The organism is Microbacterium sp. 22242 (assembly GCF_052045495.1).
GTDB lineage: Bacteria > Actinomycetota > Actinomycetes > Actinomycetales > Microbacteriaceae > Microbacterium.
This window is the reverse complement of the sequence record NZ_JBQEOZ010000003.1, coordinates 172228-198376: the sequence shown is the minus strand read 5'-3', so window position 1 is coordinate 198376 and position 26149 is coordinate 172228. Positions and strand designations below refer to the sequence as shown.

The following is a 26149-nucleotide window of genomic DNA, read 5'->3' as shown; positions in this document are numbered from 1 at the left end:
TCCGATCAAGCGTGCGGCGCCGCGCCGATAGGATTGTCGGGTGCGTGATCACGCACGGATCCCCGCATCATCGCGACCATTGGAGCCACCGTGGCCGAACAGTCCCGTCTTGACAAGGTCATCGCCCTCGCCCGCCACCGCGGGTTCGTGTTCCAAGCGGGTGAGATCTACGGCGGTTCCCGGTCGGCCTGGGACTACGGCCCCCTCGGCACCGAGCTGAAGGAGAACATCCGCCGGCAGTGGTGGCAGACCTTCGTGCGCGGCCGCGGCGACATGGTCGGCCTGGACTCCTCGATCATCCTGCCCAAGCGCGTGTGGGAGGCGTCCGGTCACGTCGCGACGTTCACGGATCCGCTCGTCGAGTGCCTGCAGTGCCATAAGCGGTTCCGTGCCGACAACCTCATCGAGGACTTCGAGGCGCGCAAGGGCCGCCCCGCAGAGAACGGCCTGGCCGACGTGCCCTGCCCGAACTGCGGCACCAAGGGCCAGTACACCGAGCCGAAGGCGTTCTCGGGCCTCGTGAAGACCTACCTCGGCGTCGTCGACGACGAGTCCGGCCTGTACTACCTGCGTCCGGAGACCGCGCAGGGCATCTTCGTGAACTTCTCGAACGTGCTCACCGCCAGCCGTAAGAAGCCGCCGTTCGGCATCGGCCAGGTCGGCAAGGCGTTCCGCAACGAGATCACCCCCGGCAACTTCATCTTCCGCACCCGCGAGTTCGAGCAGATGGAGATCGAGTACTTCACGCCGCCCGCCGAGGCGCAGGAGTGGTTCGAGCACTGGGTCGAGGAGTGCTGGAACTGGTTCATCGACCTCGGGATCCACCCCGACAACATGCGCCGCTTCGACGTTCCGGAGGAGGACCGTGCGCACTACTCCGCCGGCACCATCGACGTGGAGTACCGCTTCGGCTTCCCGGGCAAGGAGTGGGGCGAGCTCATGGGCGTCGCCAACCGCACCGACTACGACCTGTCCAGCCACACCGAGGCGTCGGGGCAGAGCCTGAGCTACTTCGACCAGGCCTCGGGCGAGCGCTACACGCCGTACGTGATCGAGCCCTCGTTCGGACTCACCCGCTCGATGATGGCGTTCCTCGTCGACGCGTACGTCGAGGAGGAGGTGCCGAACGCAAAGGGCGGCACCGACGTGCGCACCGTGCTGCGCCTCGACCCTCGCCTCGCCCCGGTCAAGGTGGCGGTGCTGCCGCTCAGCCGGAACGAGCGACTGTCGCCGCTCGCCCGCAAGGTCGCCGACGATCTGCGCGGCCACTGGGCGATCGACTTCGACGACGCCGGCGCGATCGGCCGCCGCTACCGCCGTCAGGACGAGATCGGCACGCCGTTCTGCGTCACGATCGACTTCGACTCGCTCGAGGACGACGCCGTGACCGTGCGCGACCGCGACACCATGGCGCAGGAGCGCGTGCCGCTGGCCGAGCTCGACGCCTACCTGTCCGAGCGGCTCAAGGGCGCCTGAGACCCCTGTCGCCGAAGCGCGGTTCCCTTCCGGGAGCCGCGCTTCGTGCTTCCCGGATCCGATAGCGTGCCGGTTCCGGATCCCGTCCGCTACCGGGCGAGGGGTGCCTCGGCGTCGAGAGCGGCGAGCTTGCCGGGGTTCGCGACCGAGAACACCTGCACGATCCGGCCGTCCTCGACCGCGAAGCTCACCGCCGCGAGCAGCACGCCGCCGACCCGGACGCCCGCGGCGAGGGTGCCGTTGACCCGCATCGGGACCACCGCGAAGGCCGTGTCGAGCTTGGCGATGCTGCCCTGCAGGAACGCCACGACCCGGCCGGCGCCGTGCAGCGGCCGCCGCGCCGCGTGCCGCACGAGACCGCCGCTGTCGGTGACCGACACCACGTCGGGAGCCAGCACGTCCATGAGCCCCTGCACATCGCCCGAGTTCATCACGGCGATGAAGCGCTCCACGACGCGGTCGTGCTCCGAGGCGTCGACCGGGATGCGGGGCCGCCGGGCGGCGACGTGGTCACGGGCGCGGTGCGCGATCTGGCGCACGGCGGCGGGGGTCTTGCCCACCGCGGCGGCGATCTCGTCGAACGGCACGTCGAACACCTCGCGCAGCACGAACACCGCGCGCTCGGTCGGGCCCAGGGTCTCGAGCACCGTGAGCATCGCGACGGACACGCTCTCCGCGAGCACCACGTCGTCGGCGACGTCCGCCGCCGTCAGCAGCGGTTCGGGCAGCCACGGCCCGACGTACTCCTCGCGTCGGCGGGAGACCGTCCGCAGCTGGTTCAGCGCCTGCCGCGTGATGATCCGCACGAGGTAGGCGCGCGGATCGCGCACGTCGTCGCGATCCGCCGCCGCCCAGCGCAGCCAGGATTCCTGCAGCACGTCCTCGGCGTCGGCCGCGGATCCGAGCATCTCGTACGCGACCGTGAACAGCAGGCCGCGATGCGCGACGAAGGGATCCTCCGGCTCCGGTTCGTTCGCGTCGCTCACGAGTCCGACGCTACGCGGGTCGCGGCCGGGGTTGCCAGCGGCGCCAGTCCGCAGGCGTCCGCGAAGCCGTCCGAGTGGATCCCGAGGGCGATGTTCATGCGGGCGGTCGCGTTGAGGTAGCCGACCTTCGCGGCGAGCTCCAGCAGCGCAGGTGCCCCGATCTCCTCGCGCAGGTCGTCGGAAAGGTCGTCGGTGACGGCGGGCGGCGTCTGGCTCATCGCCTCCGCGTACTCCATCACCAGGCGCTCCAGGTGCGTGAACCGGGTCGACTCCCGCCAGATCGGCACCTCGCGGGCCTTCCCCTCGTCGAGGCCGTGGTCGTGCGCCATGAAGTAGTGCAGGTCGAGGCAGAAGCTGCACCCGACCGTCGCGGCCGCCGCCATGGTCGCCAGCGTCGACAGGCTCTTGTCGAGCTCGCCCCACTTCTCGGTCTTCCCGCCGAAGCGCATCATGTCCATCATCACGGGTCGGTGCTGCCACATCACGCCGAGCGAGTCGGGAACGAGGCCGAGCTTGCGCCGCGCCACGGTCTTCACGACGGCGCCGAGCGGGCCGGTGACCTCGACGGCGGGGATCCTGGTCTGGTTCGTCATGATCTGCTCCTTCTGCGGCACGGTTCTCGTGCCTTCGACATGGAGACACCGCCCGGGGCGGATCCGTGACATCCGGATCCGAAGGCGGCTCATGGGACGATGGATCCGTGCAGACGACGACCTTCGCCGCGACCGACGGCTTCCCGCACACCGCCCTGGTCGGGGTCACCGGCCCCGATGCGACGCGGGCCGTGCAGGGGGATCCGCAGGCGGTGCTGCCGCTCGCCTCGGTCACCAAGCCGCTCACGGCATGGGGCGCGCTCGTCGCCGTCGAGCGCGGGCTCATCGATCTGGACGAGCCGGCCGGGCCCCCGGGGGCGACGGTGCTGAACCTGCTCGACCACACGAGCGGGCTGCCGATGGAGGGATCCGAGCCGCAGAAGGCTCCGGGCGAGCGCCGCGTCTACTCGAACGCCGGCTTCGACGCCCTTGCGGAACACGTCGCCGATGCGGTCGGGATGGACTTCGCGGACTGGATGCTGCGCGAGGTCATCCTCCCGCTCGGCATGGAGCACACCGACGTCACCGGCCGCCCGTCGGCGGGCGCGCTCTCCTCGGTCGAGGACCTGCTGCGCTTCGGTCGCGAGGTGCTCCGCCCCGTGCTCATCCCGGTCGCCCTGCGCGATCTCGCGCTCACCGTCTCGCGGCCGGGCCTGCGCGGCCTCGTGCCCGGCTACGGCTCGTACCTCGATAACCAGTGGGGCCTGGGCTTCGAGCTCAAGGGCGCCAAGAGCCCGCACTGGCTGAGCGACACGTTCCCGCCCGAGACCGCCGGCCATTTCGGCGCGCTCGGCAGCTTCCTGTTCATCGACCGGTCGCGGGACATCGCCGCGGCGTTCCTCTCCGGCGTCCCCTTCGGCGAAGAGCACAAGCGGATCTGGCCCGCCCTCACCGAGGAGATCGCGGCCCGCTACGGGTCCTGACCCCCGGGCGTGCGTCGCGGCGCGGGTGGCGCGGAGCGGTGCGGTGGCGCGGTGCGGGTGAGGGATGGTGCGGCGGTGCGGGGCAGGCCCGGAGCGAGATGAAAAACGTTGCCGCGGACGCCCTCGCAGCGTCGTTTTCCATCTTCTGGACGCGTGCCGTGGCGGTGGGAGATGGAAAACGCCGCCGGGGCCGTGCGCGCCGCGACGTTTTCCATCTTCAGGACGCGCCATGCCCGTGGGAGATGGAAAACGTTGCCGGGGCCGTGTGCGCGCGACGTTTCCATCTTCAGGACGCGCCATGCCCGCGGGGATGGAAAACGCCGCTGGGAACGCGCGCGCGGCGTCGTTTTCCATCTTCAGGACGCGCCACGCCATGGGAGATGGAAAACGTTGCCGGGAACGTGCGCGCAGCGTCGTTATCCATCTTCAGGATCCCGGCCCTCGGATCCCCGCCGCCCGGATCCCAGCCCCCGTATCCCGGCCCCGCCCCAGCAGAACCCGTCCGTGTTGCAGACTTCGGCGTATTGCGGGCTCGGGCCCTCGTCGGCGGCGAGCGGAGTACCCTCGGATCCGGGCCGGATCCGGCCTGCCATTCATCGCCCACCGAAGGAGATCCGCCATGGCCGAGGTCGAGAGCTTCACCCTGGACCACACCGCCGTCAAGGCGCCCTATGTGCGCCTGATCGGCGTCGAGCGGGGGCCCCGCGGCGACGAGATCTCGAACTTCGACGTGCGCTTCGTGCAGCCCAACGAGGGCGAGATCCCCACCGCCGGCCTGCACACGGTCGAGCATCTGCTGGCCTCGCTGCTGCGCGACCGCGTGGACGGCGTCATCGACGTCTCGCCGTTCGGCTGCCGCACCGGCTTCCACCTCATCATGTGGGGCCGGCCCGAGGTGCCCGCGCTCGTGGACGCGATCACGGACAGCCTGCGCTTCATCGCCGAGAAGGCGGAGTGGAGCGACGTGCCCGGCGTCAGCGCCGTGGAGTGCGGCAACTACCGCGACCACAGCCTGCACAGCGCGCGGGAGTGGTCCGCGCGGATCCTGGAGCAGGGCATCAGCCGCGACGCCTTCGCCCGCGTCCTGGGCTGAGCCGCACTGCTTGCGCCCCCGCAACCATCGACGCCCCCTCTGCGCATCGACGCCCCCTCTGGGGTGCGTCAGCGGGAGGGGGCGTCGGTGCTGCGAGGGGGCCTCGGTGGGAGTGGGCTCGCTGGGCGCCGCGCGCGAGCCGACCCGCGCGAGCCGACCCGCACGAGCCGACCCGCGCGAGCCGACCCGCGCGAGCCGACCCGTACGTGCCGGAGCGCGTCAGGCCCGGGCGATGCGGAGCGTGCGCACCTCGAACGGGCGCAGCGACAGGGTCTCGCCGGTGCGGGGCGCGTCCAGCTCGTCCTCGATGAGCGACACTTCGCGGATTCCGGCGTGCTCGAAACCGACGGAGAGCGTTCCGGTCGTGCGGCGGCCGAGGGCCTCATAGAGGCGCACGATCACGTCGCCCGAGCGGTCGTCGGCGAGCTTCACGCTCGACACCACGATGCCTTCGCCGGACACGGCGACCAGCGGCTCGACCTCGTTCGCGCCCCGGACGACGCTCGCCGGGGCGTTCAGCGCGATGCCCTCCGCCGTGGCGATCGCGGCATCGGCGCCGATCACGAGACCGACGGCGATCTCGTGCACGCCGTGGTCGGTCTCCGGATCCGGGAAGCGGGGGGCGCGCAGCAGTGAGAGCCGCACGGTCGTCGAGGCCTCATCCCCGGTCGACTCCCGGCTGGTGTCGTAGCCGTAGACCGAGTCGTTGACGAGGGCGACGCCGAACCCGTCGTCCTCGGCTGCGAGCACGAAACGGTGCATCGACGTCTCGAACTTGGCCGCCTCCCAGCTCGTGTTCACGTGGGTGACGCGGCGCTGGAAGCCGAACTGGGTCTCGGCGAGCGTCTCGCGGGCGAAGACGTCCAGCGGGAAGGCGAGCTTGAGCAGCTTCTCCGCCTCGTTCCAGTCGATCCGGTTGTGCAGCATCACGGTGCGTGAGCCGGGAGCCAGGGAGATCGTCTGGCGGATCGAGGAGACCGAGAAGGACCGCTCCACGACGATGCTCGCCACGCCGTTCTCGATCGATGCCGCGATCGACGAGACCGCCGTGAGATCGTCCACCCGGTTGCGGTAGTACCGGTCGATGTCCCACGCGTCCCACATGTTCGGGAAGTCCTGGTGCAGCTGGAACAGATTCGCGGGCTTCCCGGCCGGGATCGCCTCACGGCCCGAGGCCTTGTCCACAGCGGAGACGATGAGGCCTTCGGGAGAGACCACGACGGCGATGAGGTCGTTCTCCAGGCGGAAGCCGGAGGCGGTCTCTTCCAGGTCGACGGATCCGGTCGATGAGCTCGTCGAAGCGCCCGGGCCTGTGGCAGTCCCTTCGACAAGCTCAGGGACCGGGCGCAGCGCCGTCGCACCGAGCGCCTGGGCGCCGGATCCGACGCCGACCGACGTCGGCGTGAACACGAGCTCCACGTCTCCGGATCCCGCGAGCGCCGCGCGGGCCTCAGCCGCGAGCGCGGACGCGTCCGCGACGACGCCGGACAGCACGGCCACGGCCTCGCGGTGCACCCACGCGATCGAGGTGCCGGGAAGGATGTCGTGGAACTCGTGCAGCAGCACCTGCTGCCAGAGCTCCTCCAGCTCGTCGTAGGGGTACTCGGCGCCGAGACGCACGGACGCGGTCGCGGTCCACAGCTCGGCTTCGAGCAGCGCCTGCTCCGCCCGGCGGTGCGTGGCCTTGGTCGCGTGCTGGCTGGTCAGAGTGCCTCGGTGCAGCTCGAGGTAGAGCTCGCCGACCCAGACCGCCGGGTCCGGCAGCTCGGCCTTCGCCGCGTCGAAGAACTCGTCGGGATGGATCCACTCCACCTGGGCGGATCCCTCGAGCGACGCGAGACGCGACGCCTTGCCCGTCATCTCGCGCGTCGTGCCGCCACCGCCGTCGCCCCAGCCGACCGGTGCGATCGAGCGGGTGGCGAGGCGGTTCTCCTTGAACTGGCGGGACGCCTTGGCGACCTCCATGCCGGACAGCTGCGAGTTGTAGGTGTCCATCGGCGGGAAGTGCGTGAAGATGCGGGATCCGTCGATGCCCTCCCAGTCGAACGTGTGGTGCGGGAAGACGTTGCGCTGGTTCCACGAGATCTTCTGCGTGAAGAACCACTCGAAGCCGGCCCGGCGCATGAGCTGGGGCAGGGCGGGGGAGTAGCCGAAGCTGTCCGGCAGCCAGACGCCCTTCGAGCGGATCCCGAACTCGCGCTCGAAGAACCGCTGCCCGTGCGAGAACTGCCGCACGAGCGACTCCCCGGTGGGCATCACGGTGTCGGACTCCACCCACATCCCGCCGAGCGGCAGGAACCGGCCCTCGGCGACGGCGGCCTTGATCCGCTCCCACACCTCCGGACGGTGCTCCTTCATCCACGCGTACTGCTGCGCGCTGGACATGCCGTAGCGGAACTGAGGCTGCTCCTCGAGCAGCGTGGTCATCGACGAGGTGGTGCGGGCGACCTTGCGGATCGTCTCGCGCACGGGCCACAGCCAGGCGGAGTCGATGTGCGCGTGGCCGACGGCGGCGATCCGGTGCGCGCTCGCGTCGGCGGGTGCGGCGAGCACCTCGGCCAGCTCGGCGCGGGCGTCGGCGGCGGTCTCGACGATCCGCTGCAGGTCGAGCACGTCGAGCGCGTCATCGAGCGCCTGCAGGATCCGCATCCGCCGCGGGCTGGTCTCGGGCAGCTCTGCCTGCAGCTCGAGCAGCACCTCGAGATCGAGGGAGAGGTCGAACACCTCCGGCTCGAAGACCGCGAGGTCCATGTGCCGCACGCGGTACAACGGCTCGGGCGAGGCGGTGAGGATGTCCCCCTCCTGCGTGGGCAGGAACGGGTGGTAGTCGAGCAGCACCGGGTTGGAGGCGCCCTCGAGGTAGAACTCCACGGCGCCGCCCGCCGCGACGTCGACCGGCAGCCACTGGTTGCGCGGGTTCAGGCTCTTCACCGGGATCGGCTCGGATCCGCCGGCGCCGGCCCGGTAGGCGAGCGCCTCGCACTGGAAGCCCGTCATGTTCACGTCGAAGCCGAGGTCGATGAGCGCCTCGACCTGCTTGCCCGCCCAGGCCGCGGGCACCTCGCCGCGGATCCGGAACCAGGTGGTGCCCCAGGCGGGACCCCACGCCTGCCCCGCCTGGAACGGGGAGTACTCCAGGGCGAGCCCTTCGGCGGCCGGGATCGGCTCGCCGGGCAGCGCGTGCACCCCGATCTCGAGCGGGATCCGGGCGGAATGGACGGCGGGACGGACGCGCTCGCCGAGCACGCGGGCGACGCGGCCGAGGGTGAGGGAGGTCTCTTCGTGCACGGGGCGCTCCTTCGCGGTGCGAAAATCAGAGGATGCATCTGTCGCGCTCGGCGAGATGCTCAACTAAAACGATCTAGTACGGTGAGTCTATGTCACAGGCGAAGCGCACCACCATCGCCGATATCGCCCGGCTCGCGGGCGTGTCACCCGGGGCGGTGTCCTTCGCGCTGAACGGACGGCCCGGCGTCAGCGAGCAGACCCGGCAGCGCATCCTCGAGATCGCCGAAGAGCATCAGTGGCAGCCCAGTTCCGCGGCACGCGCCCTGGTCGGATCCCGTGCCGGCGTGGTCGGCTTCGCGGTGAACCGGCCCGCCCGCACCCTCGGCACCGAGGCGTTCTTCACCGACCTGATCGCCGGCGTGCAGTCGGCGCTCGCCGGGCACGGGATCGCCCTGCAGCTCGTGGTCGTCTCGTCGATCGAGGAGGAGATCGCGACCTATCGCCGCTGGCGCAGCGCCAACCAGGTCGACGGCGTCATCGTGATCGACCCCCGTGACGAGGATCCCCGGCTGTCGCTGCTGCCGTCGCTGCCGCTGCCCGCCGTGGTCATCGGCAGCCAGGAGTCGGCCGGCGATCCGCCCTCGATCTGGCTCGACGACGAGGCGGCGGCGCACTCGCTGTTCGACTACCTCGCCGCGATCGGCCACCGCGAGATCGCCTACGTCTCGGGCCCCGCCGAGTTCCAGCACACCCGGATCCGTGCCGACGTGCTCTCCGCTCTCGCGCCGCGTGCGGTCCTCGGCGAGACGCTCGTCACGGACTTCTCGCCGGCCGCGGCCACGGCGGCCACGCGCGCTCTGCTGAGCCGGGCCGCCCGGCCGAGCGCGATCGTGTACGACAACGACGTGATGGCGATCGCAGGTCTCAGGGTCGCGCAGGAGATGGGCGTGCCGGTGCCAGCGGCGCTGTCCGTCGCGTCCTTCGACGACTCCGTGGTGACCGGCCTGGTGCACCCCTCGATCACCTGCCTGACCCGCGACACCTTCGCGCTCGGCGAGCAGGCGGCGGTCTTCCTGCTCGAAGCGATCGATGATCCCGGCCCGCTGCCGGCGCGGCGGGGTCCCACGCCCGTGCTGACCATCAGGGAGAGCACGGCGGCGCCGCGGACGTGACCGGGAACGGGCCGCTCTCTGCGGTCCGCAACCGAAATACTGCTTGCCTCGTCCCATCGGCCGGGTGATGATGGGCGAGGTCGCCGAGCGGCCGTCCGGAACAATTTCGTCCCAGGAAGGTCGCGATGAGACTTCGTGCAATCGGCGCCACACTGCTGGCCCTCGGAGGACTCACCGTCCTCCCTGCTCAGGCTGCCGCTGCGGCTGCTCAGGACTGCGGCGCGCCGGTCCTCTCGATCCTCGGCGTGGAGGCGGGGTGCGTCGCCGATTCGGGCAGCGTCCAGCTCCCGGACGGGCGCGAGTTCCCCATCCCGCAACCGGGCGAGTCCGTCGTCGCGACCTCCTCGGACGACGGCAGCGGGGCGTCTCTCGCCGACGTGTCGATCCGCAACTTCGGCGCGGCGGGCCTCGCCGTCGGCCTCGACGGCGTCTGGCACGGCTCACCGGGCGCGCTCCAGGCGCAGAGCGACTCCGCCCCGGCGGCCGCGAGCGGTCAGGCCGACGGCGCGCAGCTGCTCGGTCTCGACCTGGCCGGTCTCGGTCTCGGCGGGCTGAACCTGGGCGGCCTCTTCGGATCCGCGCCGACCGCTCCCGCCCCTGCTCCCGCGCCGACCGCTCCCGCGCCCGCGAAGTGCTCGGACTCGTCCTACACGCTGATGGGCTACGCCTGGGCGAAGCCGATCGACTGGAGCTACGACCCGGCGGGGGAGCGCGCCGACGCGTCGGCGGCCATCGAGCGCGCCGCGTCCGCCTGGACCGGCGATATCACGGCCTGCGGGACGTCCGTGCACACCACCGCGCAGCAGTCGTATCTCGGCACGACGCCCGCCGCACCCGCCGTCACCGATGCCGGATCGTGCGGATCCAGCGACGGCGCGAACGTGGTCGGATGGGGATCGCTGCCCACGGGAACGCTCGCGGTCACCTGCACGTGGTCCACGAACGCGGGTGAGGCGATCTCCTCGGACATCCGCCTCTCGACGTCGTACGCGTGGAGCGCAGCCGACACCTGCACCGGTTCGGCCTTCGACGTCCAGGGCGTCGCGACCCACGAGTTCGGCCACGTCTTCGGGCTGAACCACGTCGCGCAGTCGAGCGGTCAGGTGATGAAGCCCTCATCCCTCGCGTGCGAGACCAGTCAGCGGTCGCTCGGGCTCGGTGATCTGACCGGGATCCACCACCTGTACTGAGGGCTGGGGAGCGCGAGCAGCGCGTCGGACGGCGTGACTCCGGCTTCCTGACGGCCCGATCAGGGTCGGCCTTCCGGCGTTCGATAGAGTCGTTCCGGCTCACGAGAGGAACGCCGATGACGTTGGAAGCAGTGACGAAGCATCAGGACTACAACCCGGGACCGCGGGTGGGAATCACCTTCTCCACCTTCGATCTGCTGCACGCGGGGCACATCATGATGCTCGCCGAGGCCAAGCGGCAGTGCGACTACCTGATCTGCGGGCTGCAGATGGACCCCACGCTGGACCGCCCGGAGAAGAACGCCCCGACCCAGACGGTCGTCGAGCGCTACATCCAGCTGCGCGGCTGCTCCTACGTCGACGAGATCGTGCCGTACTCGACCGAGCAGGACCTGGAAGACATCCTCCGCTCGTTCAAGCTCGACGTCCGCATCGTCGGCGACGAGTACGAGCACCGGGACTTCACGGGACGCTCGTACTGCGAGGAGGCGGGCATCGAGCTGTACTTCAACAGCCGCGACCACCGTTTCTCCAGCTCCGGCCTGCGCAAGATCGTCGCGGCCAAGGAGGCCGAACGGGTCAACGGCCTGGCCTGAGTCCCGACCGGCTGGCGGACGGGATCAGTCCACGACGGTGTTGCTCGACGAGTAGACCCCGATGCCGCGGCTGAGATCGGGGCGGATCAGGTCGGCGATCCCGCGGGCGGCGAGGGCGGCGGGATCGTCCGCCGTCAGCGAGGTCGCGAACGCCACGTCGGCGCCGCTCTCGCAGGCGTCGACCCAGGCCTGGAAGATCGCTCCGCCGGGGCTCATCGCCGCACGGCTGACCGGGATCTCGTCCCGGTCGACCTCGATCACGATCGCGGTGGTGCGCGCGGGCACCGGCCGGCGGACGCGCAGCTCGGGGACGATCTCGGCGAAGCGGCGGCCGATCGGCTTGGCGGATCCGCTCTGGTCGATCAGGCCCAGCGAGTACTCCAGCTCCGGGAAGTCCGCGAGCTCGCGGCTGACGTCGTGCGAGCACCACCAGGTCACCCCCCAGAGGCTCTCCGTGCGGGCGGCGGCGCGGACCGTCGCCTCCAGGAAGCCCGGAGTCTGCTCCGGCTCGAGGCAGTTCGACGGCGCGCCGACCTCCTGCAGCCAGACCGGACGGGCCGGATCCGCCGCGAACGCGCGCGACAGTTCGATCATGTACTCGGCGTGCCGGTCGCTCGCGACGCTCCGGCCGCCGTAACGCTGCGCCGTGCCGTTGAAGATCCAGGAGTGCACGGTCGTCATCGCGCCGATCCGGCTGGCGTGCGCCGGCACGAAGCCGTGACCGTCCATGTACCAGGCGGCGTCGTACTCGCTGTGCACGTGCGGCCGGCCGGGAGCGGAACGGTCGGCGGCGTCGAGCAGCGTGGTCAGCCAGGTGGCCGCCTCGCCGGGGGTGACCGGCCAGGGCGAGGGGTGCACGGCCGCCGAGAACTGGTTCACCTCGTTGCCCAGCGTGAAGCCGAGGAAGTTCGGCGCCTCCCGCAGCGCTGCCCCGAGCCGCTCGATGAGCGCGACCTGACCGCTCAGGGCCTGCGGGTGCGTGAACATGCTCTTGTCGTGCCAGGTGGACAGCCACGAGGGGATGAAGTCGAAGCTGGAGAGGTGCCCCTGGATCACGTCGACGCTCGCGTCCATCCCGAACTCCGCGGCCACGTCCACCACCGCGCGCACGTCGGCGAGCGCGCTGTCGCGGATCAGCGTGCGGTTCGGCTGCAGCACCGGCCACAGCGGGAAGATCCGCACATGGTCCAGCCCGAGGGCCGCGAGGCCCGCGAAGTCGCGGCGCACGTCGTCGAGGTCCAGGTCGAGCCAGGCGTGCATCCACCCCCGCGACGGGGTGTAGTTCGCGCCGAACCGCAGCGGTGCGTCCTGGCTGAGGGTCATCGGGTACGTCCTTCCGGAACGGGCTGGCGCGGGTGGGGCGGGTCGCCGAGCTCCTGCGGGAGATCCCACGGCGTCGGGATCGGCTCGCTCCGGTTGCCGGCGTACGCGGGATCGAGCTGCACGCGGGTGAGCTCGTCCGGATCCTTCCCCGGATCGAACAGCTCCCACTCCGGAGGATAGGTCGTGTCGCCGGTGTCCGGGAATCCCCTCGCGTCGGCGCCGCCGGCGTTCGAGCCGCGGTCGTCGGCCGGTGCGAACGCGACGTTCGGGCGACGGGGGCTGCTCATCGCGTTCCTCCTGGAGTCGCTGAAGGGATTTGGTGGATCCGTCGGCGGTCTGCGGCGCTGTTGGACGAGATCGGGCCGGTGTGGCATGCTTGGCACACTATATCGTTTTAGTGACGGGATGCGAGCGCCGGCCGGCGATGCGCCCTGGACCACTTCGAAGGAGAAAGTCCATGAAATTCCGAGCAACCATGGCCGTCGGCATCGCCGCGGCCGCAGCCCTCGCCCTCACCGCGTGCACGGGCGGCGGTGGCGGAGGCGCCGCGAGCGGGGGCGCCGTCGACACCTCGGGCGAACTCAGCGGCACGATCAAGTTCCAGACCTGGTCGCTGAAGAACGAGAAGTTCACGCCGTACTTCGAGAACCTCATCAAGGACTTCGAGAAGGAGCACCCGAAGGTGAAGGTCGAGTGGCTCGACCAGCCCGGGGACGGCTACCAGGACAAGATCCTCAGCCAGGCCAACTCGAACACCCTGCCCGACGTGCTGAACCTGCCGCCGGACATCGGCTATCCGCTGGTCGCCGCGCACAAGCTCCTCGATCTCGCCGAGGCGGATCCGAAGCTCGAGACCCAGTACAACAAGGGCGGCTGGGAGGCCTACAGCAGCTACACCGGGATCAAAGGCACCTACGGCCTGCCCTGGTACATCGGCAGCGACGAGTCCTGGTGGAACCTCGACCAGCTGAAGCCCTACGGCGTCACCAAGGAGAACCTCCCCACCACGACCGACGCCTGGCTGGACCTGGCCAAGAAGGTCGCGACCGACTCGCAGGGCAAGGTCATGCTGGTCTCCTCGATGCCGGGGCTGGACACCTTCGTCTCGGCGGGCATCAAGATCATGGACGACAAGGGCGACTTCACGTTCAACACCCCCGAGGCGGAGAAGATCGTGCAGAAGTACGCCGACGCGTACAAGGCCGGGGCCATGCCGCCGGAGGCGCTGAGCGGCACCTACTCGGGCAACGCCGAGATGTATCTGCAGGGCAAGGTCGCCTACTCCACCGGCGGATCCGGGTTCGCGGGCGACCTGCGCACCAAGGCCCCGACGCTGGTCGACGTGACCGCCGCATCGGCCCGCCCCGGGGTCCCGCCGCTGTTCGTGCAGGGCCTGAACGTCTCGGCCGACTCGAAGAACAAGGCCGCGGCGCTCGCGTTCGCGGAGTTCGCCACGAACGAGAAGAACCAGGTCGCGTTCGTCAAGCTCGCGATCGGCTTCGCGCCGGGCACCGCGAACGGCGCGGACGAGGTCGTCAAGGCCGTCGAGAGCGACCCGAACGTGCCGCCGTCGCAGGCCGAGGCCATGAAGATCATGTTCGACGCGCTCCCCAAGGCCAAGGCGACGCCGTACCAGTGGACCGGCGCCGACACCACGTTCCTCAACCAGCAGATGGCGCTCGCCGTGCGCGGCGACATCACGCCCAAAGCGGCGCTGGACAAGATCGTGAAGAACGCCAATGACAACCGCATCGACAAGTGAGCGCGCGCTGACATCGAAGGGGGCCGGCGTCGNGTCGCGAACGCCGGCCCCCGGGGGCGCGGGCCGGTGCAGTCGCACCGCTGGTACACACCCTGGCTGCTGGTCGGCCCGGCCGTGGTCTGGGTGGCCGTGTTCTCGCTGTGGCCGTTCCTGAACACGGTCGTGCTGAGCTTCACGAACGCCAAGCCCCTGCGCACGCCGCAGTTCGTCGGACTCGCGCAGTACACGAAGCTGCTCGGAGACGACCAGTTCAAGTACGCGCTGCTCACCTGCCTGATCTACGTGGTCGTCTGCGTCCCGCTGCTGACGATCCTGCCGCTGCTGCTGGCGCTGCTCGTGGAGAAGACGATCCCCGGCATCGCGCTGTTCCGCACCACGTTCTACTTCCCCGTGATCGCCTCGGTCGTCGTCGTCGCGCTCATCTGGAGCTGGCTGTTCGACAGCAAGGGGATCATCAACCAGGCGCTGCAGTTCATGGGCGTCGCCGACAAGCCGATCGCCTTCCTCGTCGATCGCTGGTGGCTGCTGGCCTGTGCGATCCTGTTGACGGTCTGGAAGGGCCTGGGGTACTACATGGTCGTGTACCTCGCCGCTCTGGGCAACGTCGGCAAAGACCTGCACGAGGCGGCCATGCTCGACGGAGCGGGTGCGTTCCGTCGCTTCCTGAGCGTCACGATCCCGAGCGTGCGCGGAGCGATGCTGCTCATCGCCGTGCTCATCGCGGTCTCCGCCATGAGGATCTTCACCGAGCTCGACGTGCTCTCCCACCACACCGGCGGACCGGGCGGCTACGACATGTCGATCGTCATGCTGATCCGCCAGGCCGGAGCCGGGCTGAACGGCAACCTCGGCTACGCGGCCGCGGTCTCCGTCGCGCTGTTCCTGCTCACCCTGATCCCGCTCGTCGGAATCGCGCTGCTGAACCGCGAGAAGAAGGTGAAGTCATGAGCGCCACCGCAGCCATCGTGCAGGAGGGTTCTCGGAAGCCGGCGAAGGAGAAGCTGTTCCGCAGCGGCGGAGCGGGCGACATCAGCAAGCCGACCGTCGGCGGACTGGTCTTCCGCTACATCCTGCTCGTGATCGTGCTGATCCTCGTGATCGGGCCGTTCCTGTGGCAGCTCTCCACCTCGTTCAAGGGGCCCGGCGAGAACCTCTACACGTTCCCGCCGAACCTGATCCCGACCCAGCCGACGCTGGAGAACTACACGAAGGTCACCGACTTCATCCCGGTGTACCAGTATGCGTGGCACTCTCTCTTCGTCGCCGTGGTGCAGGTCGTCACGAACGTGATCTTCGCGGTCTTCGGAGGCTACGCGCTGGCCTGCATGAAGTTCCGCGGCAAGGGGATCGCGCTGGGCATCCTGTTCTCCACGATGCTGCTGCCCGGCGAGGTCACGGTCACGTCCAACCTGCTCACGATCAACGGCCTCGGGCTCGCCAACACGCTCTGGGGCGTGATCCTGCCCGGCGCGATCGGGGCGATGAACGTGCTGCTTGTCGCCACGGCGTGCCGGATGATCCCCTCGGAAGTGCTGGATGCGGCGACCGTGGACGGAGCCACGACCTGGCAGCGGATCCGGCACATCGTCTGGCCGAACGTGCGGGGCATGGTCAGCGTGGTCGCGATCTTCACCTTCATCGGCGCCTGGGACGACTACCTCTGGCCGCTCATGGTGATCACGGATCCGAACAACTACACGCTGACGGTGGGCATGGCATACCTGAACAGCAACTTCTCGCCGGATCCGCGACTCATCGCCGCCGGGACCATCATCGCGCTGGTGCCGATCATCGTCCTGTTCTCCGTGACGCAGCGGTTCTTCTTCTCCGGCGTGCAGGAGGGCGCCGTCAAGGGATGAGCAGCCCCGCACTGGCGGCGGCCGCCGGACCCGCCGATCCCCCCTCGTCCCGTCCGTTCGCGGGGGTGCTCGGGGGCGAGGTCCTCGCCTACCGGTTCGAGGCGGGGCAGGGCGAGCAGNCCTGCCCCGCCTCGGCGACGTCGCCGTCACCGCGGACACGATCGTGCACTGGGCGTTCTACGCGGACGGCGAGGACGCGGTCCGCACGCCGCACGCCGCGCTCGCGGTGACCGTGGATGCGGTGTTCGACGACGGATCCCGGCTGAGCGAGGATCCGCGCGTGCGGGACCGGTACGGCTTCGGTCTCGGCGCCGCCGCGCAGTTCGCGGCGCGCTGGTCGATGCCCGAGCAGTGGAACGCGGACTCCGTGTCGCTCGCACCGTGGCGGGGCCGGACGGCCGCTCTCGAGGTGGTCCTCGGAGCGCCATCCTTGCACGGGGTGTCCGGCACGGCTTCGGGGTTCGTCGAGGTGGTCGTCGCGGAGGGCGCCGACGGCGGCAGGGAAGGGGCCGAGACCCCGACCGCCGCGGACCGGGTGGACACGCGCCGCGGCAGCCACGCGGGCCCGCGCTTCTCCCGCGGGAACACGATCCCGATCGTGGCCGTGCCGCACGGCTTCTGCTTCCTCACACCGGCGACCGACGCGGCGGAGTCGCGCTGGCCGTACCGCTGGTCCGTCCACGACGACGAGGAGGGACGGGCCCTGGAGGCGCTGCAGTTCTCGCATCAGCCGAGTCCGTGGATCGGCGACCGCGGCGTGCTGCAGGTGATGCCGTTCCTGGGCGCGCCGGCGTCGGATCACGCGGCACGCAGGATGCGGATCCTGCCCGGCGGGGAGACCGCCCGCCCGTTCGAGTATCGCGCGCAGCTGCGCGAAGGGCTGCGCGTGGAGATGACAGCGACCTCGCACGGCGGGGCCTTCCGGGTGACGGCGGAGGATCCGCACGCCGTCGTCGGATTCGTCATCGACCAGCTCGCGAACGAGGGCAGGCTCCGGTTGTCGCCCGAAGGCGCTTTCGAGGGCTGGATCCCCGAGGGGCCCGCGCACGGCGGCGACCTCGGCTGGGGCAGCGCCCCGCGCACGTTCTTCGCGGGGTGCGTCGTCGGATCGGTGCAGGACGCCGGCATGCTCGCCGACGCCGGCAGGGACCGCGTGGCGGGGCACCTCACGGGCCGGGGCGCGCTGGAGATCCGGATCGCGCAGTCTTTCCTCTCCGTCGCGCAGGCGGGGCGGAACCTGGCGGAGGAGCTCGGCCCCGAGCGCGGCTTCGCGGCGATCCGAGCCGGGCTGCGCGACGAGTGGAACGGCCTCCTCGAGGCCGTCGAGCTCCCGCCGCTCCCCGACGAGGATCGCGCGTATCACGGGCTTGCGGACCGGGAGGCGAGGGAACAGATCGCGAGCGCCCTGTACCGCCTGCACCTCTATCCGAACACGGCGTCCGAGCAGACCGGTTCCGGGCGGCGCTTCGCGGATCCGATGACGGCTCCCGCACCGCACGGGGAGGAGCGCACCGGCGCGCCGGTCGGCGACGGCGAGCTGTTCGTGAACAACGGCTACTGGGACACCTACCGCACGGCGTGGCCCGCGCTCGCACTGCTCGACCCAGCGGGCACCGGCTCCCTGCTCGACGGGCTGCTGCAGCAGTGGCGGCGCGGCGGGTGGATGGCGCGCTGGAGCGCCCCCGGCTACGTCGACTCGATGGTCGGCACCTCCAGCGACCAGATCTTCGCGGACGGCGAGCGCTGGGGGATCCCGTTCGACCACGCCGCCGCGTTCGGGAGCGCGTGGCGCAACGCCTGCGAGCCCGCTCCAGATCCGCGCACGGGCAGGAAGGGCATCGCGCGGGGGCGCTTCGCGGGCTACGTCTCGACCGATACGCACGAGGGCATGAGCTGGAGCCTGGAGAACGCGATCGCCGATGCGGGGATCGCACACCTGGCCCAGCGGCTGGCGGAGCGCAGCGCCGGCCGCGACGCGGAGCCGGCGGCGCGCTACCGGGCGCTCGCGCGATACTTCCGCAACAGGTCCCTGTCGTACCGGCAGCTCTTCGACGCCGGCCACGGCTTCTTCCGGGGGAGGGATGCGGACGGATCCTTCCGCCGTGAGCACTTCGAGCCGAGGACCTGGGGCGGCGACTACGTCGAGACGAACGCCTGGGGGATGTCGGTCAGCGCCGTGCACGACGGCGCCGGCGTCGCCGCGCTGTACGGCGGACCCTCCGGCCTCGGGGCGCACCTGGACCGGCTGATCGCCGAGCCGGAGACCGCCGACGAGCGCTTCGGCGGCGCATACGGCACGGTGATCCACGAGCAGCGCGAGGCCCGCGCGCTGCGCAGCGGCATGTGCGCGATCTCCAACCAGCCCGCGCACCACATCCCGTGGATGTACGTGCACAGCGATCGCCCCTGGCTGGCCGGCGCGACCGTGCATGCGCTGGCGGAGCGGCTGTTCGCCGGCGGGATGATCGGCCAGGGATTCCCCGGCGACGAGGACAACGGCGAGATGAGCATGTGGTGGCTGTGGGCGGCGCTCGGCCTCTACCCGCTCGAACCGGCCTCGGGAGAGCTGCGGATCGGATCCCCGCTGCAGGACGACATCGTCGTGCGGAGGTCGGGCGGATCGCTGCTGCGGATCCGGTCCATCCGTGCGGGCGCGGGAGCCCGGCTGCTCGTGCGCGCGACCCTGAACGGCGTCGAGCTGGAGCGGCCGGTGCTGCCGATCGACGCGCTCGCGGCCGACGCGGAGCTGGAGCTGCGGTTCAGCGCCGACCCTGTCGAGGCGGCGCAGAGCCGGCTCTGGCGGCGCTCGCGCCGCGTCCCCGGGGAGCATCGTCCGGACCTGACGTCGGCACAGCGCGGGGCCCCGTTCCTGCTCCGGCCGGATGAGCGCATGCCGCACGCCCTGCCCGGCGGCGGAGTCCGCGGCTCGGGCGCGGCTGGGATCTTCGACGACGGCCGATCGGCCCAGGACCTGCCCCTCGTTCCTGGCGCCGGCGTCGGCTGGTGCTTCGACGCGCCGCGGATCGTGACCGATGTCACGATCACGGCGGCGGACCCCGCACCGGCAGGAGGCTGGGTCTGGGAGGCGAGCGATGACGGATCCGTCTGGATCCCCGCTCCGACGACCCACGCGGAGCCGCTCCTCGCGGACCGCACGACGCCGTTCTCGTTCTCCGGTCCGGTGCGGGCGCGGATGCTGCGCCTGCGCGCGCTCGCGCCGCTCTCGCTGCGCCAGCTGGAGCTCTTCGATCTCACAGACCTCGATGATCTCCCGATCGTCGGGCAGGGCGCGCCGGCCGGCGCCGCCTGAACGCAAGGACACGGAGGAAACACATGAGCAGCAGTCATCGTCGCCGCGCTGCCGGGGGCGTCGTCGCGCTGGGGCTGGCCCTGGCCGGATCCCTCGTCGCCGGAACCGCCGCGCACGCGACAGCCCCGGACGCGCACAGCGACCCGAAACGGGTGGTCTACGTCGAGGTGAACGGCAACGACCTGTCCCACGTCGCCGACTACACCCTGGCGGGCACGGATCGGCCGGCCTTCGACGCGGCGATGATCTTCGCCGCCAACATCGACTACGACACGGAGAAGGCACAGGCCTATCTGTCTCTGAACGACCGGGTCACCTGGACACTGCAGAACGCGGACACGCAGATCCGGCCGCTGCAGAAGCGTGGCACCAAGGTGCTGCTGTCGATCCTCGGCAACCACCAGGGGGCGGGACTGGCGAACTTCGGGTCGCGGAAGGAGGCCGGCGCCTTCGCGCAGCAGCTCGCCGACGTCGTGCAGAAGTACGGGCTCGACGGGATCGACTTCGACGACGAGTGGTCGGAGTACGGCAAGAACGGCACGGGACAGCCGAACGCGAGTTCGTTCCCGTACCTGGTCAAGGAGCTGAGGACGAAGATGGGTCCGCACAAGCTCATCACCCTCTACAACATCGGCCCGGCGTCCGAGACCACCGAGTACCAGGGGATCAGCGTCGGCCAGCTCGTCGACTACGTGCTCAACCCCTGGTACGGATCGTGGGAGGTGCCGCAGCTCAGCCGTATCGACGCGTCGAAGCTCGGTCCGGCCGCGGTCGATCTGAACCGCACGCCGGTGGACACCGCGGCGGAGTTCGCCGTGCGCACCAAGGCGGAAGGCTACGGCGCGTACGTCACCTACGACCTCCGCGCGGGCGACCACTCCGCGTACGTCTCGGCGATCACCGAACCGCTGACCGGGTTGGCGACGGTCTACACACCGGTGCCGTGAGCGGCAGCGAGGGGGCGGGCCGGCCGCGCTGGCTCGCCCTCCCGCAGCCCACGCGGTTCGCGCCCTCTCCGGGGCGGTGGAAGCCGCAGCGGGTGCGCGTGATCGCGGCGAGCCCAGGGCTGCACCGCGAGGCCGTGCGGCTCGAGACCGAGCTCCGGGCGTATGGGATCGCGGGGACCGGCGACGCCGCGGATCCGGCGATCCGGCTGCGGCTGCGTCCGCCGAGCATTCCGGGCCCGCCGGCCCCGGGGGCATCGGGCGGGCACGGACGCGGCGGGAGCGAGACCGGACGCGGCGCCCGCACCGACCCGGCCCGGCCGGACGAGTCGTTCACGATCGACGTCGCCGACGACATCGTCGTCACCGCGGCCTCTGCGGCCGGGGTGTTCCGGGCCACACGGCAGCTGCTGCACAACCTGCGCGCGCAGGGCGCCATCCCGCGGGGGAGCGTGCGGTCTGCGCCGGCGGTCGCCGAGCGCGGCCTGCATCTCGACGCGGCGCGCAAGCACTATCCGGCGGAGTGGATCCGCGCGCAGCTGCACGCCGCGGCGGATGTCGGCGTCAACGTCTTCCAGTGGCACTTCTCCGAGAACGAGGGATTCCGGCTCGAGTCGGAGGTCTTCCCCGAGATCGTTTCGGACGAGCGGATCAGCCGGGCCGAGGCCGCGCTGATCGTCGCGACCGCGCGGGATCTGCACATCGACCTGGTCCCGTCGCTGGACATGCCGGGCCACCTTCGGCACGCGCTGGGCGCACGCCCGGAGCTGCGCCTGCCGGTGTCGCCCGGACTCGCGACCGACCACGCGCTGGACATCACGCGGGAGGATCCGATCCGCTTCGCCCTCGCGCTCGTGGACGACATGATCCCGGTGTTCCCGCACAGCACCCGCTGGAACCTGGGCGGCGACGAGTTCGTCGACTTCGACCGGATCGACGCCTTCCCGGCGCTGGCGGCCGCGGCGGCCGAGCGGTACGGGGCAGAGGGAACCGGTTTCGATCTGCTCACCGCGTTCGTGAACCGCGTCGCCGCGCATCTCCGGGCCCGCGGCTTCGAGGCCAGGGCCTGGAACGACGGACTGCTCCGCAGCATGCACGAACGGCTGGATCCTGAGGTCGTGCTGACCTGGTGGACCAACTGGAACGCCGCCATGCGGCCGGTCGCCGAGGCCGTCGCCGCGGGCCACCGGCTGGTCAACGTCAACGACGCGCTGTTCTACTACGTGCTCGGCGAGAACGCGGGCTACCGCTACCCGACGGCGGCGCGGATCTGGGACGCCGATTGGCACCCGGGTCTGTTCCCCGCCCTGTGGGGTCCCGAGGGGCAGAGCACCGTGCGGCAGGAGCTGTCGCGGCCATACCCGGCGCTGCTGCTCGGCGCGTGCTTCGCCGTGTGGGCGGACCGGCCAGAGGCGCAGACGCCCGCCGAGGTCGCGGCGGGGATCCGTGCGCCGCTACGGGCGATGGCAGAGCGGGCCTGGAACGCGGGATCCGCCCTGACGCTTTCGGAGTTCGAGGAGCTGGACGCCGCGATCGGGGAAGTCCTGACCTGAATCGACGCGACCGTATTCAGGACGGATTCGCTGAGAAGCGCCTCAGCGGGTCGATTCGACGGGCTTCCCCGGAATTCATCCTGAATTGCGAACGGTCGGAGCCGGTGAGCGCCCTTCCTCGGTGCACCCCGGTCAGCCCTTGGCGGCGGCCTTCATCGCGCGCTTGTGCTCACGGACCTTGGCGAGCGACTCGGGCGAGACGATGTCGGCGACCGAGCGGAAGGACCCCTCCTCGCCGTACGGGGCCGAAGCCTCGCGCCAGCCGGCGCCGGTGAAGCCGCACTGCTTGCCGAGCAGCGCCAGGAAGATCTTCGCCTTCTGCTCGCCGAAGCCAGGGAGCTTCTTCAGCCGGCGCAGCACCTCGGCCCCGTCCGGAGCGGATCCGGTCGCATCGGGCGCCGTCCACAGCTGCGCGGCGTCGCCGTCCCAGTCGTCCACGAGCGTCTGGCAGAGCGCCTGCACCCGTGCGGCCATCGAGCCCGGGAACCGGTGCACCGACGGCGACTGCTGGAACGCCGCGATGAACTCGTCGGGGTCGTAGGACGCGATCCGGGCCGCATCGACCGCGCCGGTGCGCTGCTCGATCTTGAGCGGGCCGGCGAACGCGGTCTCCATCGCGACCTGCTGATCCAGCAGCATGCCCACCAGCAGCGCCAGCGGGTTGTCGGACAGCAGGGCGTCGGCGGCGGTGTCTCCGGTGATGTGCAGGGCCATGGGACCAGTGTGGCATCCGAGCCGATGCCGCGGGAATGGTGGCCCAGGATCGTTCGATGCACTGCACATGCAGAATGCATGTGGTATATGCTTGTTGCATGACGACGATCCAGGTTCGAAATGTCTCCGACGAGACGAGTCGTGCACTCAAGGCGAAGGCTGCACTCGAGGGTCGCTCGCTGAGTGACTACCTGCTGCGCGAGCTCGACCGCCTCGCGACGCGTCCGAGTCGGGCTGAATTGCTGGAACGGATCGCGAGTCGTGGCGTCACCACGCTCGAACCTGCAGCACAGGTGCTCGCCGAGCAGCGGCCCGGTCGATGACACTCGTCATCGACGCATCCGCGGTCGCCGAGATCCTGTTCGGCACCGAGGCAGGCCGAAGGGCGGCCGCGTTGATCGACGGGCATGAGCTGCTGGCGCCGCAGCACCTCACGGCTGAAGTCGCCTCCGTCATCCGGGGATGGTCTCTCAGCCAACAGATCACGGATGAGCAGGCGCTGCGCGCGTTCGGTGAGTTCGACGCGCTCGGAGTCGAGCAGATGCCGATGATGTCGATGCTCCCAGCCGTCTACGCGCTGCGGCACAACGTCAGCGCGTATGACGCGATGTACGTCGTGCTCGCACGCGCGGCGCAGTGCTCGTTGCTGACTCTCGATGCTCGTCTCGCGGCATCCGCTCCGGACTGCGCACTGCTGCCGTAGTTCTTCGTGCATGACTGGCGTCGCTGCCCTCCGGCTGAGCGGTTACACGCTGAGGTGCTCGTGGAGCATGAACCACTGACCGCCCCTGCTCACCGCGACGTTCGTTCCGCGCCCGCTTCCCGACCGTGGGGATCCTTCCACGAGACCCGACCAGTGGAACGTATAGCGGAGAACGGCGAGTTCCGGCCCTTCCGCGATGACTTCGACGTCCGCGATCGAATACGCCTCATCCTGGATGGTCTCAAAGGTCTCGCCGATCGCAGCCAGGATCGCTGCTCGTCCGACGTGCGAGCCGTCCGAGAACCAGTACGTCGCATCCTCCGCGATGAGCGGGGCGAGCTGTTCGAGATCATGACTGTTCGTACGGCGCTCATACTCGCGGATGAAGTGGAGAGCCGTTGATCCGCCCTCGCCCATAGTCAACGCGCTCGCTGGTCCAGCAGCATGCCCACCAGCGGCGCCAGCGGGTTGTCGGTGAGGAGGGCGTCGTCGGCGGTGTCTCCGGTGATGTGCAGGGCCATGGGACCAGTGTGGCACCGGGCGGACTGCGCCACCACGCGCCCGGAGCGCCGCGCTCGGAGAGCTCAGTTGATGATCTCGCCGCGTTCGTCGGCGCGGAGGGCGGCGAGGCGATCGCGCCACTCCTGCAGGGCTTCCGGCGTGAGACGCGTCCAGTCGTGGTCTTCCTCGATCACGCGCAGCGGATCCGTGCTGCGGTAGGAGCGGGTCGGGTTGCCGGGGAACTTCTTGTCGGTGACGTTCGGGTCGTCCTCGTACGCGCCGGTCGGCTCGACGAGGTACACGTGCGGGGATCCGTCCCCGGCGGCGAGTTCGGCCGCGAGCCCGGCGCCGTCGCGCAGGGCGGTGAAGTAGATGTGGTTCATCACGACCTCCGGCCGGTAGTTGGACCGGAACCCGGCGCTGAGGAGGTCCCCCGGCTGCAGGGCGGCCTTGGTGCCGTGGAAGAACGGGCCGGCGTCGTCCGCATCGCTCACCCCCTCAGACTAGCCGGGGAGCACTGTGGCTCCGCCCGCCCAGAAAGATGGAAAACGCCGCCCGGCAAGGCCGGAGAGCGGCGAAATGCATCTCTGGAGACCCGGGCGGGGGCGGGGGAGATGGATAACGCTGCTCCCGGCCCGTCCGGAGCGGCGGAATCCATCCCGCAGAAGCGGGCCACGCACGACGCACCGTGCGCGACGGACCATGCGCGACGACGGGACTTGCACGAGGGCTGTGCATGAGGGCCGTGCACCCAGGGACCGTGCACGACGCACCGTGCGCGCCGGGCCGAGGCTCAGGCCGAGGCGGCGTCCGGTTCCTGGGCGGCGGGAGTCTCGGCCGTCAGGCCGTACAGGGTCTCGACGGCGGCGATGAACTCGGACCCGCGTCCCTGCGCGGCGAGCTCGTGCGCGCGGCTCGTGGGGGTGTGCAGCAGCACGCCGGCGAGGTGGCGCATCGCCTGCTCGACCTGGCCGTCGTCGCCGCGGCGGCGGGCGCGGTCGATCTCGGACTCGAGCAGCTCGAAGATGTGCGCGCGCAGGGCGACGACCGCCGGCGTGACGCTCTCGCGGGCGCCGACCTCGTGGAAGGTGGCCGCGGCGGCGCGCACGATCGACCGCGCGGCATCGGTCGCCTGCAGCTCCTCGAGCGGCGCGTGCAGGCGGATCGTCTCCAGGTCGAGCAGCGCGACCCCTTCGACGCCTGCGACGTCGGGGGAGACGTTGCGGGGCATGCCCAGATCGATGATGAGCTGCGAGGGTGCGGATCCGGAGCCGGCCGCATGGCCGGGAACGGGGCACCCCGCGGTCTCGACGGGTGCGAGCGCGGGGCCGCGCCCTGCACGCAGGATCGCCGCGTCGAGCACCTCCTCGGCGCTCGTGCAGGTGATCACGATCGAGGCGTTCGCGGCTGCGCGCGGGTACTCGGCGGCAGGCAGCGAACGGATCCCGTGCTTGGCGGCGAAGGCGGCGCCCCGGCCGGAGGGGGAGTGCACGCTGACGTCCTGCGCGCCGCGCTCGCGGAGCGTGGCCAGGGTGACCGCGGCGTACGCGCCGGTGCCGACGAGCAGCACGCGGGCGGCGCTCCAGTCGGCGATCCGACTGTCCGCGAGCTCGAGGGCCAGCCGCACCAGCGAGCGCCCCGCGCGTCCTAGTGCGGTGTCGTTCTTGACCTTGCGCTGCGCCTCGCTCGCGCGCTGGAAGAGGCGCTCGAGCTCGGGGGAGGTGGTGCCGTGCTTCCGGGCAGAGGACAGCGCGCGGCGCACCTGGCCGGCGATCTCGCCCTCGCCCGAGACGACCGACTCGAGGCCGGACGCGACGGAGAAGAGATGCTCGACGACCCGGGGGCCGGAGTGCACCGTCGAAGAGGCGTGCAGGATGTCCGCCTCGATGCCGCTGCGCTCGGCGACGATGTCGAGGATCCGCCGCACGTCGGCGTCGGCTGAGGGACCGTCCACGTCGACGTAGGCCTCGAAGCGATTGCAGGTCGCGAGCACGACGGCACCGCGGGAGGTCTCGGACAGGGATCCGGCGAGGTCCTCCGGGGTGCGGCTGAGTCGCTCGAGGAGGTCGAAGGGGGCGGTCTTGTGGTTCGCCGTGACGCAGAGCAGCACTCTGGAAGTTTACGCGCGCCGGGCTTTGCGGATCCTGGAAGCCGTCACGAGCCGACACGCCGTCGAGATCCGCCGATCGGCGCCGCCTCGGCTCGCATCCGTCGCAGAGCTTC

At 70.6% G+C, this 26149-nt stretch carries 23 protein-coding genes; 14 read left to right on the top strand and 9 right to left on the bottom strand.

The window, feature by feature from the left end:
- Window positions 1–90: 90 nt before the first annotated feature.
- On the top strand, window positions 91–1476 hold the full coding sequence (locus ACTJJZ_RS04220) for a glycine--tRNA ligase (protein WP_440719924.1): 1386 nt from the start codon (window positions 91–93) through the stop codon (window positions 1474–1476).
- Window positions 1477–1565: 89 nt separating this feature from the next.
- On the opposite strand, the gene ACTJJZ_RS04215 is transcribed toward ACTJJZ_RS04220, so the two are convergent.
- Window positions 1566–2462 carry an RNA polymerase sigma-70 factor gene (locus ACTJJZ_RS04215; RefSeq protein WP_440719923.1) on the bottom strand — a complete coding sequence of 299 codons (897 nt, stop codon included), beginning with the start codon at window positions 2460–2462 and terminating at the stop codon, window positions 1566–1568.
- Window positions 2459–3055: a carboxymuconolactone decarboxylase family protein gene (locus ACTJJZ_RS04210; protein WP_440719922.1), complete on the bottom strand. Its 597-nt coding sequence runs from the start codon at window positions 3053–3055 to the stop codon at window positions 2459–2461. Before ACTJJZ_RS04210 ends, ACTJJZ_RS04215 begins: the two co-directional genes overlap by 4 nt.
- A 107-nt stretch (window positions 3056–3162) precedes the next feature.
- Between ACTJJZ_RS04210 and ACTJJZ_RS04205 the strand changes: the two genes are divergently transcribed.
- Together ACTJJZ_RS04205 and ACTJJZ_RS04200 are read left to right on the top strand one after the other, a co-directional pair.
- On the top strand, window positions 3163–3978 hold the full coding sequence (locus ACTJJZ_RS04205; RefSeq protein ID WP_440719921.1) for a serine hydrolase domain-containing protein: 816 nt from the start codon (window positions 3163–3165) through the stop codon (window positions 3976–3978).
- Window positions 3979–4597: 619 nt separating this feature from the next.
- Window positions 4598–5071: an S-ribosylhomocysteine lyase gene (locus ACTJJZ_RS04200; protein ID WP_440719920.1), complete on the top strand. Its 474-nt coding sequence runs from the start codon at window positions 4598–4600 to the stop codon at window positions 5069–5071.
- A 219-nt stretch (window positions 5072–5290) separates the two neighbouring features.
- On the opposite strand, the gene ACTJJZ_RS04195 is transcribed toward ACTJJZ_RS04200, so the two are convergent.
- On the bottom strand, window positions 5291–8359 hold the full coding sequence (locus tag ACTJJZ_RS04195; RefSeq protein WP_440719919.1) for an alpha-mannosidase: 3069 nt from the start codon (window positions 8357–8359) through the stop codon (window positions 5291–5293).
- A gap of 89 nt (window positions 8360–8448) precedes the next feature.
- Between ACTJJZ_RS04195 and ACTJJZ_RS04190 the strand changes: the two genes are divergently transcribed.
- The 3 genes from ACTJJZ_RS04190 to ACTJJZ_RS04180 all read left to right on the top strand — a co-directional run bounded on the left by ACTJJZ_RS04190 (window position 8449) and on the right by ACTJJZ_RS04180 (window position 11257).
- Window positions 8449–9471: a LacI family DNA-binding transcriptional regulator gene (locus ACTJJZ_RS04190; RefSeq protein ID WP_440719918.1), complete on the top strand. Its 1023-nt coding sequence runs from the start codon at window positions 8449–8451 to the stop codon at window positions 9469–9471.
- Between the two features lie 125 nt (window positions 9472–9596).
- Complete coding sequence (locus ACTJJZ_RS04185) at window positions 9597–10661, top strand: matrixin family metalloprotease (protein WP_440719917.1); 1065 nt, start codon at window positions 9597–9599, stop codon at window positions 10659–10661.
- 116 nt (window positions 10662–10777) lie between these two features.
- Entirely contained in the window at window positions 10778–11257 is a 480-nt protein-coding gene (locus ACTJJZ_RS04180) for an adenylyltransferase/cytidyltransferase family protein (protein ID WP_440719916.1), read from the top strand.
- Window positions 11258–11281: 24 nt separating this feature from the next.
- Here the strand turns inward: ACTJJZ_RS04180 and ACTJJZ_RS04175 are convergent, their stop codons facing one another.
- The gene (locus ACTJJZ_RS04175) at window positions 11282–12580 is read right to left on the bottom strand and encodes a glycoside hydrolase 5 family protein (protein WP_440719915.1); all 1299 of its coding nucleotides are present in this window, start codon (window positions 12578–12580) and stop codon (window positions 11282–11284) included.
- Window positions 12577–12867 carry a hypothetical protein gene (locus ACTJJZ_RS04170; RefSeq protein ID WP_440719914.1) on the bottom strand — a complete coding sequence of 97 codons (291 nt, stop codon included), beginning with the start codon at window positions 12865–12867 and terminating at the stop codon, window positions 12577–12579. Before ACTJJZ_RS04170 ends, ACTJJZ_RS04175 begins: the two co-directional genes overlap by 4 nt.
- 170 nt (window positions 12868–13037) lie before the next feature.
- Here ACTJJZ_RS04170 and ACTJJZ_RS04165 point away from each other — a divergent pair, with 170 nt between their 5' ends.
- The 6 genes from ACTJJZ_RS04165 (at window position 13038) to ACTJJZ_RS04140 (ending at window position 22008) form a co-directional block, all read left to right on the top strand.
- Window positions 13038–14342, top strand: a complete 1305-nt coding sequence (locus tag ACTJJZ_RS04165; RefSeq protein WP_440719913.1) for an extracellular solute-binding protein — start codon at window positions 13038–13040, stop codon at window positions 14340–14342.
- Window positions 14343–14408: 66 nt separating this feature from the next.
- The gene (locus ACTJJZ_RS04160) at window positions 14409–15290 is read left to right on the top strand and encodes a carbohydrate ABC transporter permease (RefSeq protein ID WP_440719912.1); all 882 of its coding nucleotides are present in this window, start codon (window positions 14409–14411) and stop codon (window positions 15288–15290) included.
- Window positions 15287–16201, top strand: coding sequence for a carbohydrate ABC transporter permease (locus ACTJJZ_RS04155; protein ID WP_440719911.1), 915 nt, complete (start codon window positions 15287–15289; stop codon window positions 16199–16201). The genes ACTJJZ_RS04160 and ACTJJZ_RS04155 overlap by 4 nt, the downstream gene beginning before the upstream one ends.
- Window positions 16202–16364: 163 nt before the next feature.
- Window positions 16365–19511, top strand: coding sequence for a glycoside hydrolase domain-containing protein (locus ACTJJZ_RS04150; RefSeq protein WP_440719910.1), 3147 nt, complete (start codon window positions 16365–16367; stop codon window positions 19509–19511).
- 23 nt (window positions 19512–19534) lie between these two features.
- Entirely contained in the window at window positions 19535–20458 is a 924-nt protein-coding gene (locus ACTJJZ_RS04145) for an endo-beta-N-acetylglucosaminidase H (protein ID WP_440719909.1), read from the top strand.
- The gene (locus ACTJJZ_RS04140) at window positions 20455–22008 is read left to right on the top strand and encodes a family 20 glycosylhydrolase (protein ID WP_440719908.1); all 1554 of its coding nucleotides are present in this window, start codon (window positions 20455–20457) and stop codon (window positions 22006–22008) included. Before ACTJJZ_RS04145 ends, ACTJJZ_RS04140 begins: the two co-directional genes overlap by 4 nt.
- A 132-nt stretch (window positions 22009–22140) precedes the next feature.
- Here the strand turns inward: ACTJJZ_RS04140 and ACTJJZ_RS04135 are convergent, their stop codons facing one another.
- Window positions 22141–22722: an HhH-GPD-type base excision DNA repair protein gene (locus ACTJJZ_RS04135; RefSeq protein WP_440719907.1), complete on the bottom strand. Its 582-nt coding sequence runs from the start codon at window positions 22720–22722 to the stop codon at window positions 22141–22143.
- A 98-nt stretch (window positions 22723–22820) separates the two neighbouring features.
- Here ACTJJZ_RS04135 and ACTJJZ_RS04130 point away from each other — a divergent pair, with 98 nt between their 5' ends.
- Together ACTJJZ_RS04130 and ACTJJZ_RS04125 are read left to right on the top strand one after the other, a co-directional pair.
- On the top strand, window positions 22821–23045 hold the full coding sequence (locus ACTJJZ_RS04130; protein ID WP_205812683.1) for a FitA-like ribbon-helix-helix domain-containing protein: 225 nt from the start codon (window positions 22821–22823) through the stop codon (window positions 23043–23045).
- The gene (locus tag ACTJJZ_RS04125; protein WP_440719906.1) at window positions 23042–23425 is read left to right on the top strand and encodes a type II toxin-antitoxin system VapC family toxin; all 384 of its coding nucleotides are present in this window, start codon (window positions 23042–23044) and stop codon (window positions 23423–23425) included. Before ACTJJZ_RS04130 ends, ACTJJZ_RS04125 begins: the two co-directional genes overlap by 4 nt.
- Window positions 23426–23467: 42 nt before the next feature.
- Here ACTJJZ_RS04125 and ACTJJZ_RS04120 read toward each other — a convergent pair whose 3' ends face one another.
- The 3 genes from ACTJJZ_RS04120 to ACTJJZ_RS04110 all read right to left on the bottom strand — a co-directional run bounded on the left by ACTJJZ_RS04120 (window position 23468) and on the right by ACTJJZ_RS04110 (window position 26036).
- Complete coding sequence (locus ACTJJZ_RS04120) at window positions 23468–23842, bottom strand: YybH family protein (RefSeq protein ID WP_440720065.1); 375 nt, start codon at window positions 23840–23842, stop codon at window positions 23468–23470.
- Window positions 23843–24009: 167 nt separating this feature from the next.
- The gene (gene arr / locus ACTJJZ_RS04115; RefSeq protein ID WP_440719905.1) at window positions 24010–24420 is read right to left on the bottom strand and encodes an NAD(+)--rifampin ADP-ribosyltransferase; all 411 of its coding nucleotides are present in this window, start codon (window positions 24418–24420) and stop codon (window positions 24010–24012) included.
- A gap of 299 nt (window positions 24421–24719) precedes the next feature.
- On the bottom strand, window positions 24720–26036 hold the full coding sequence (locus tag ACTJJZ_RS04110) for a glutamyl-tRNA reductase (protein WP_440719904.1): 1317 nt from the start codon (window positions 26034–26036) through the stop codon (window positions 24720–24722).
- Between the last annotated feature and the right edge of the window lie 113 nt (window positions 26037–26149).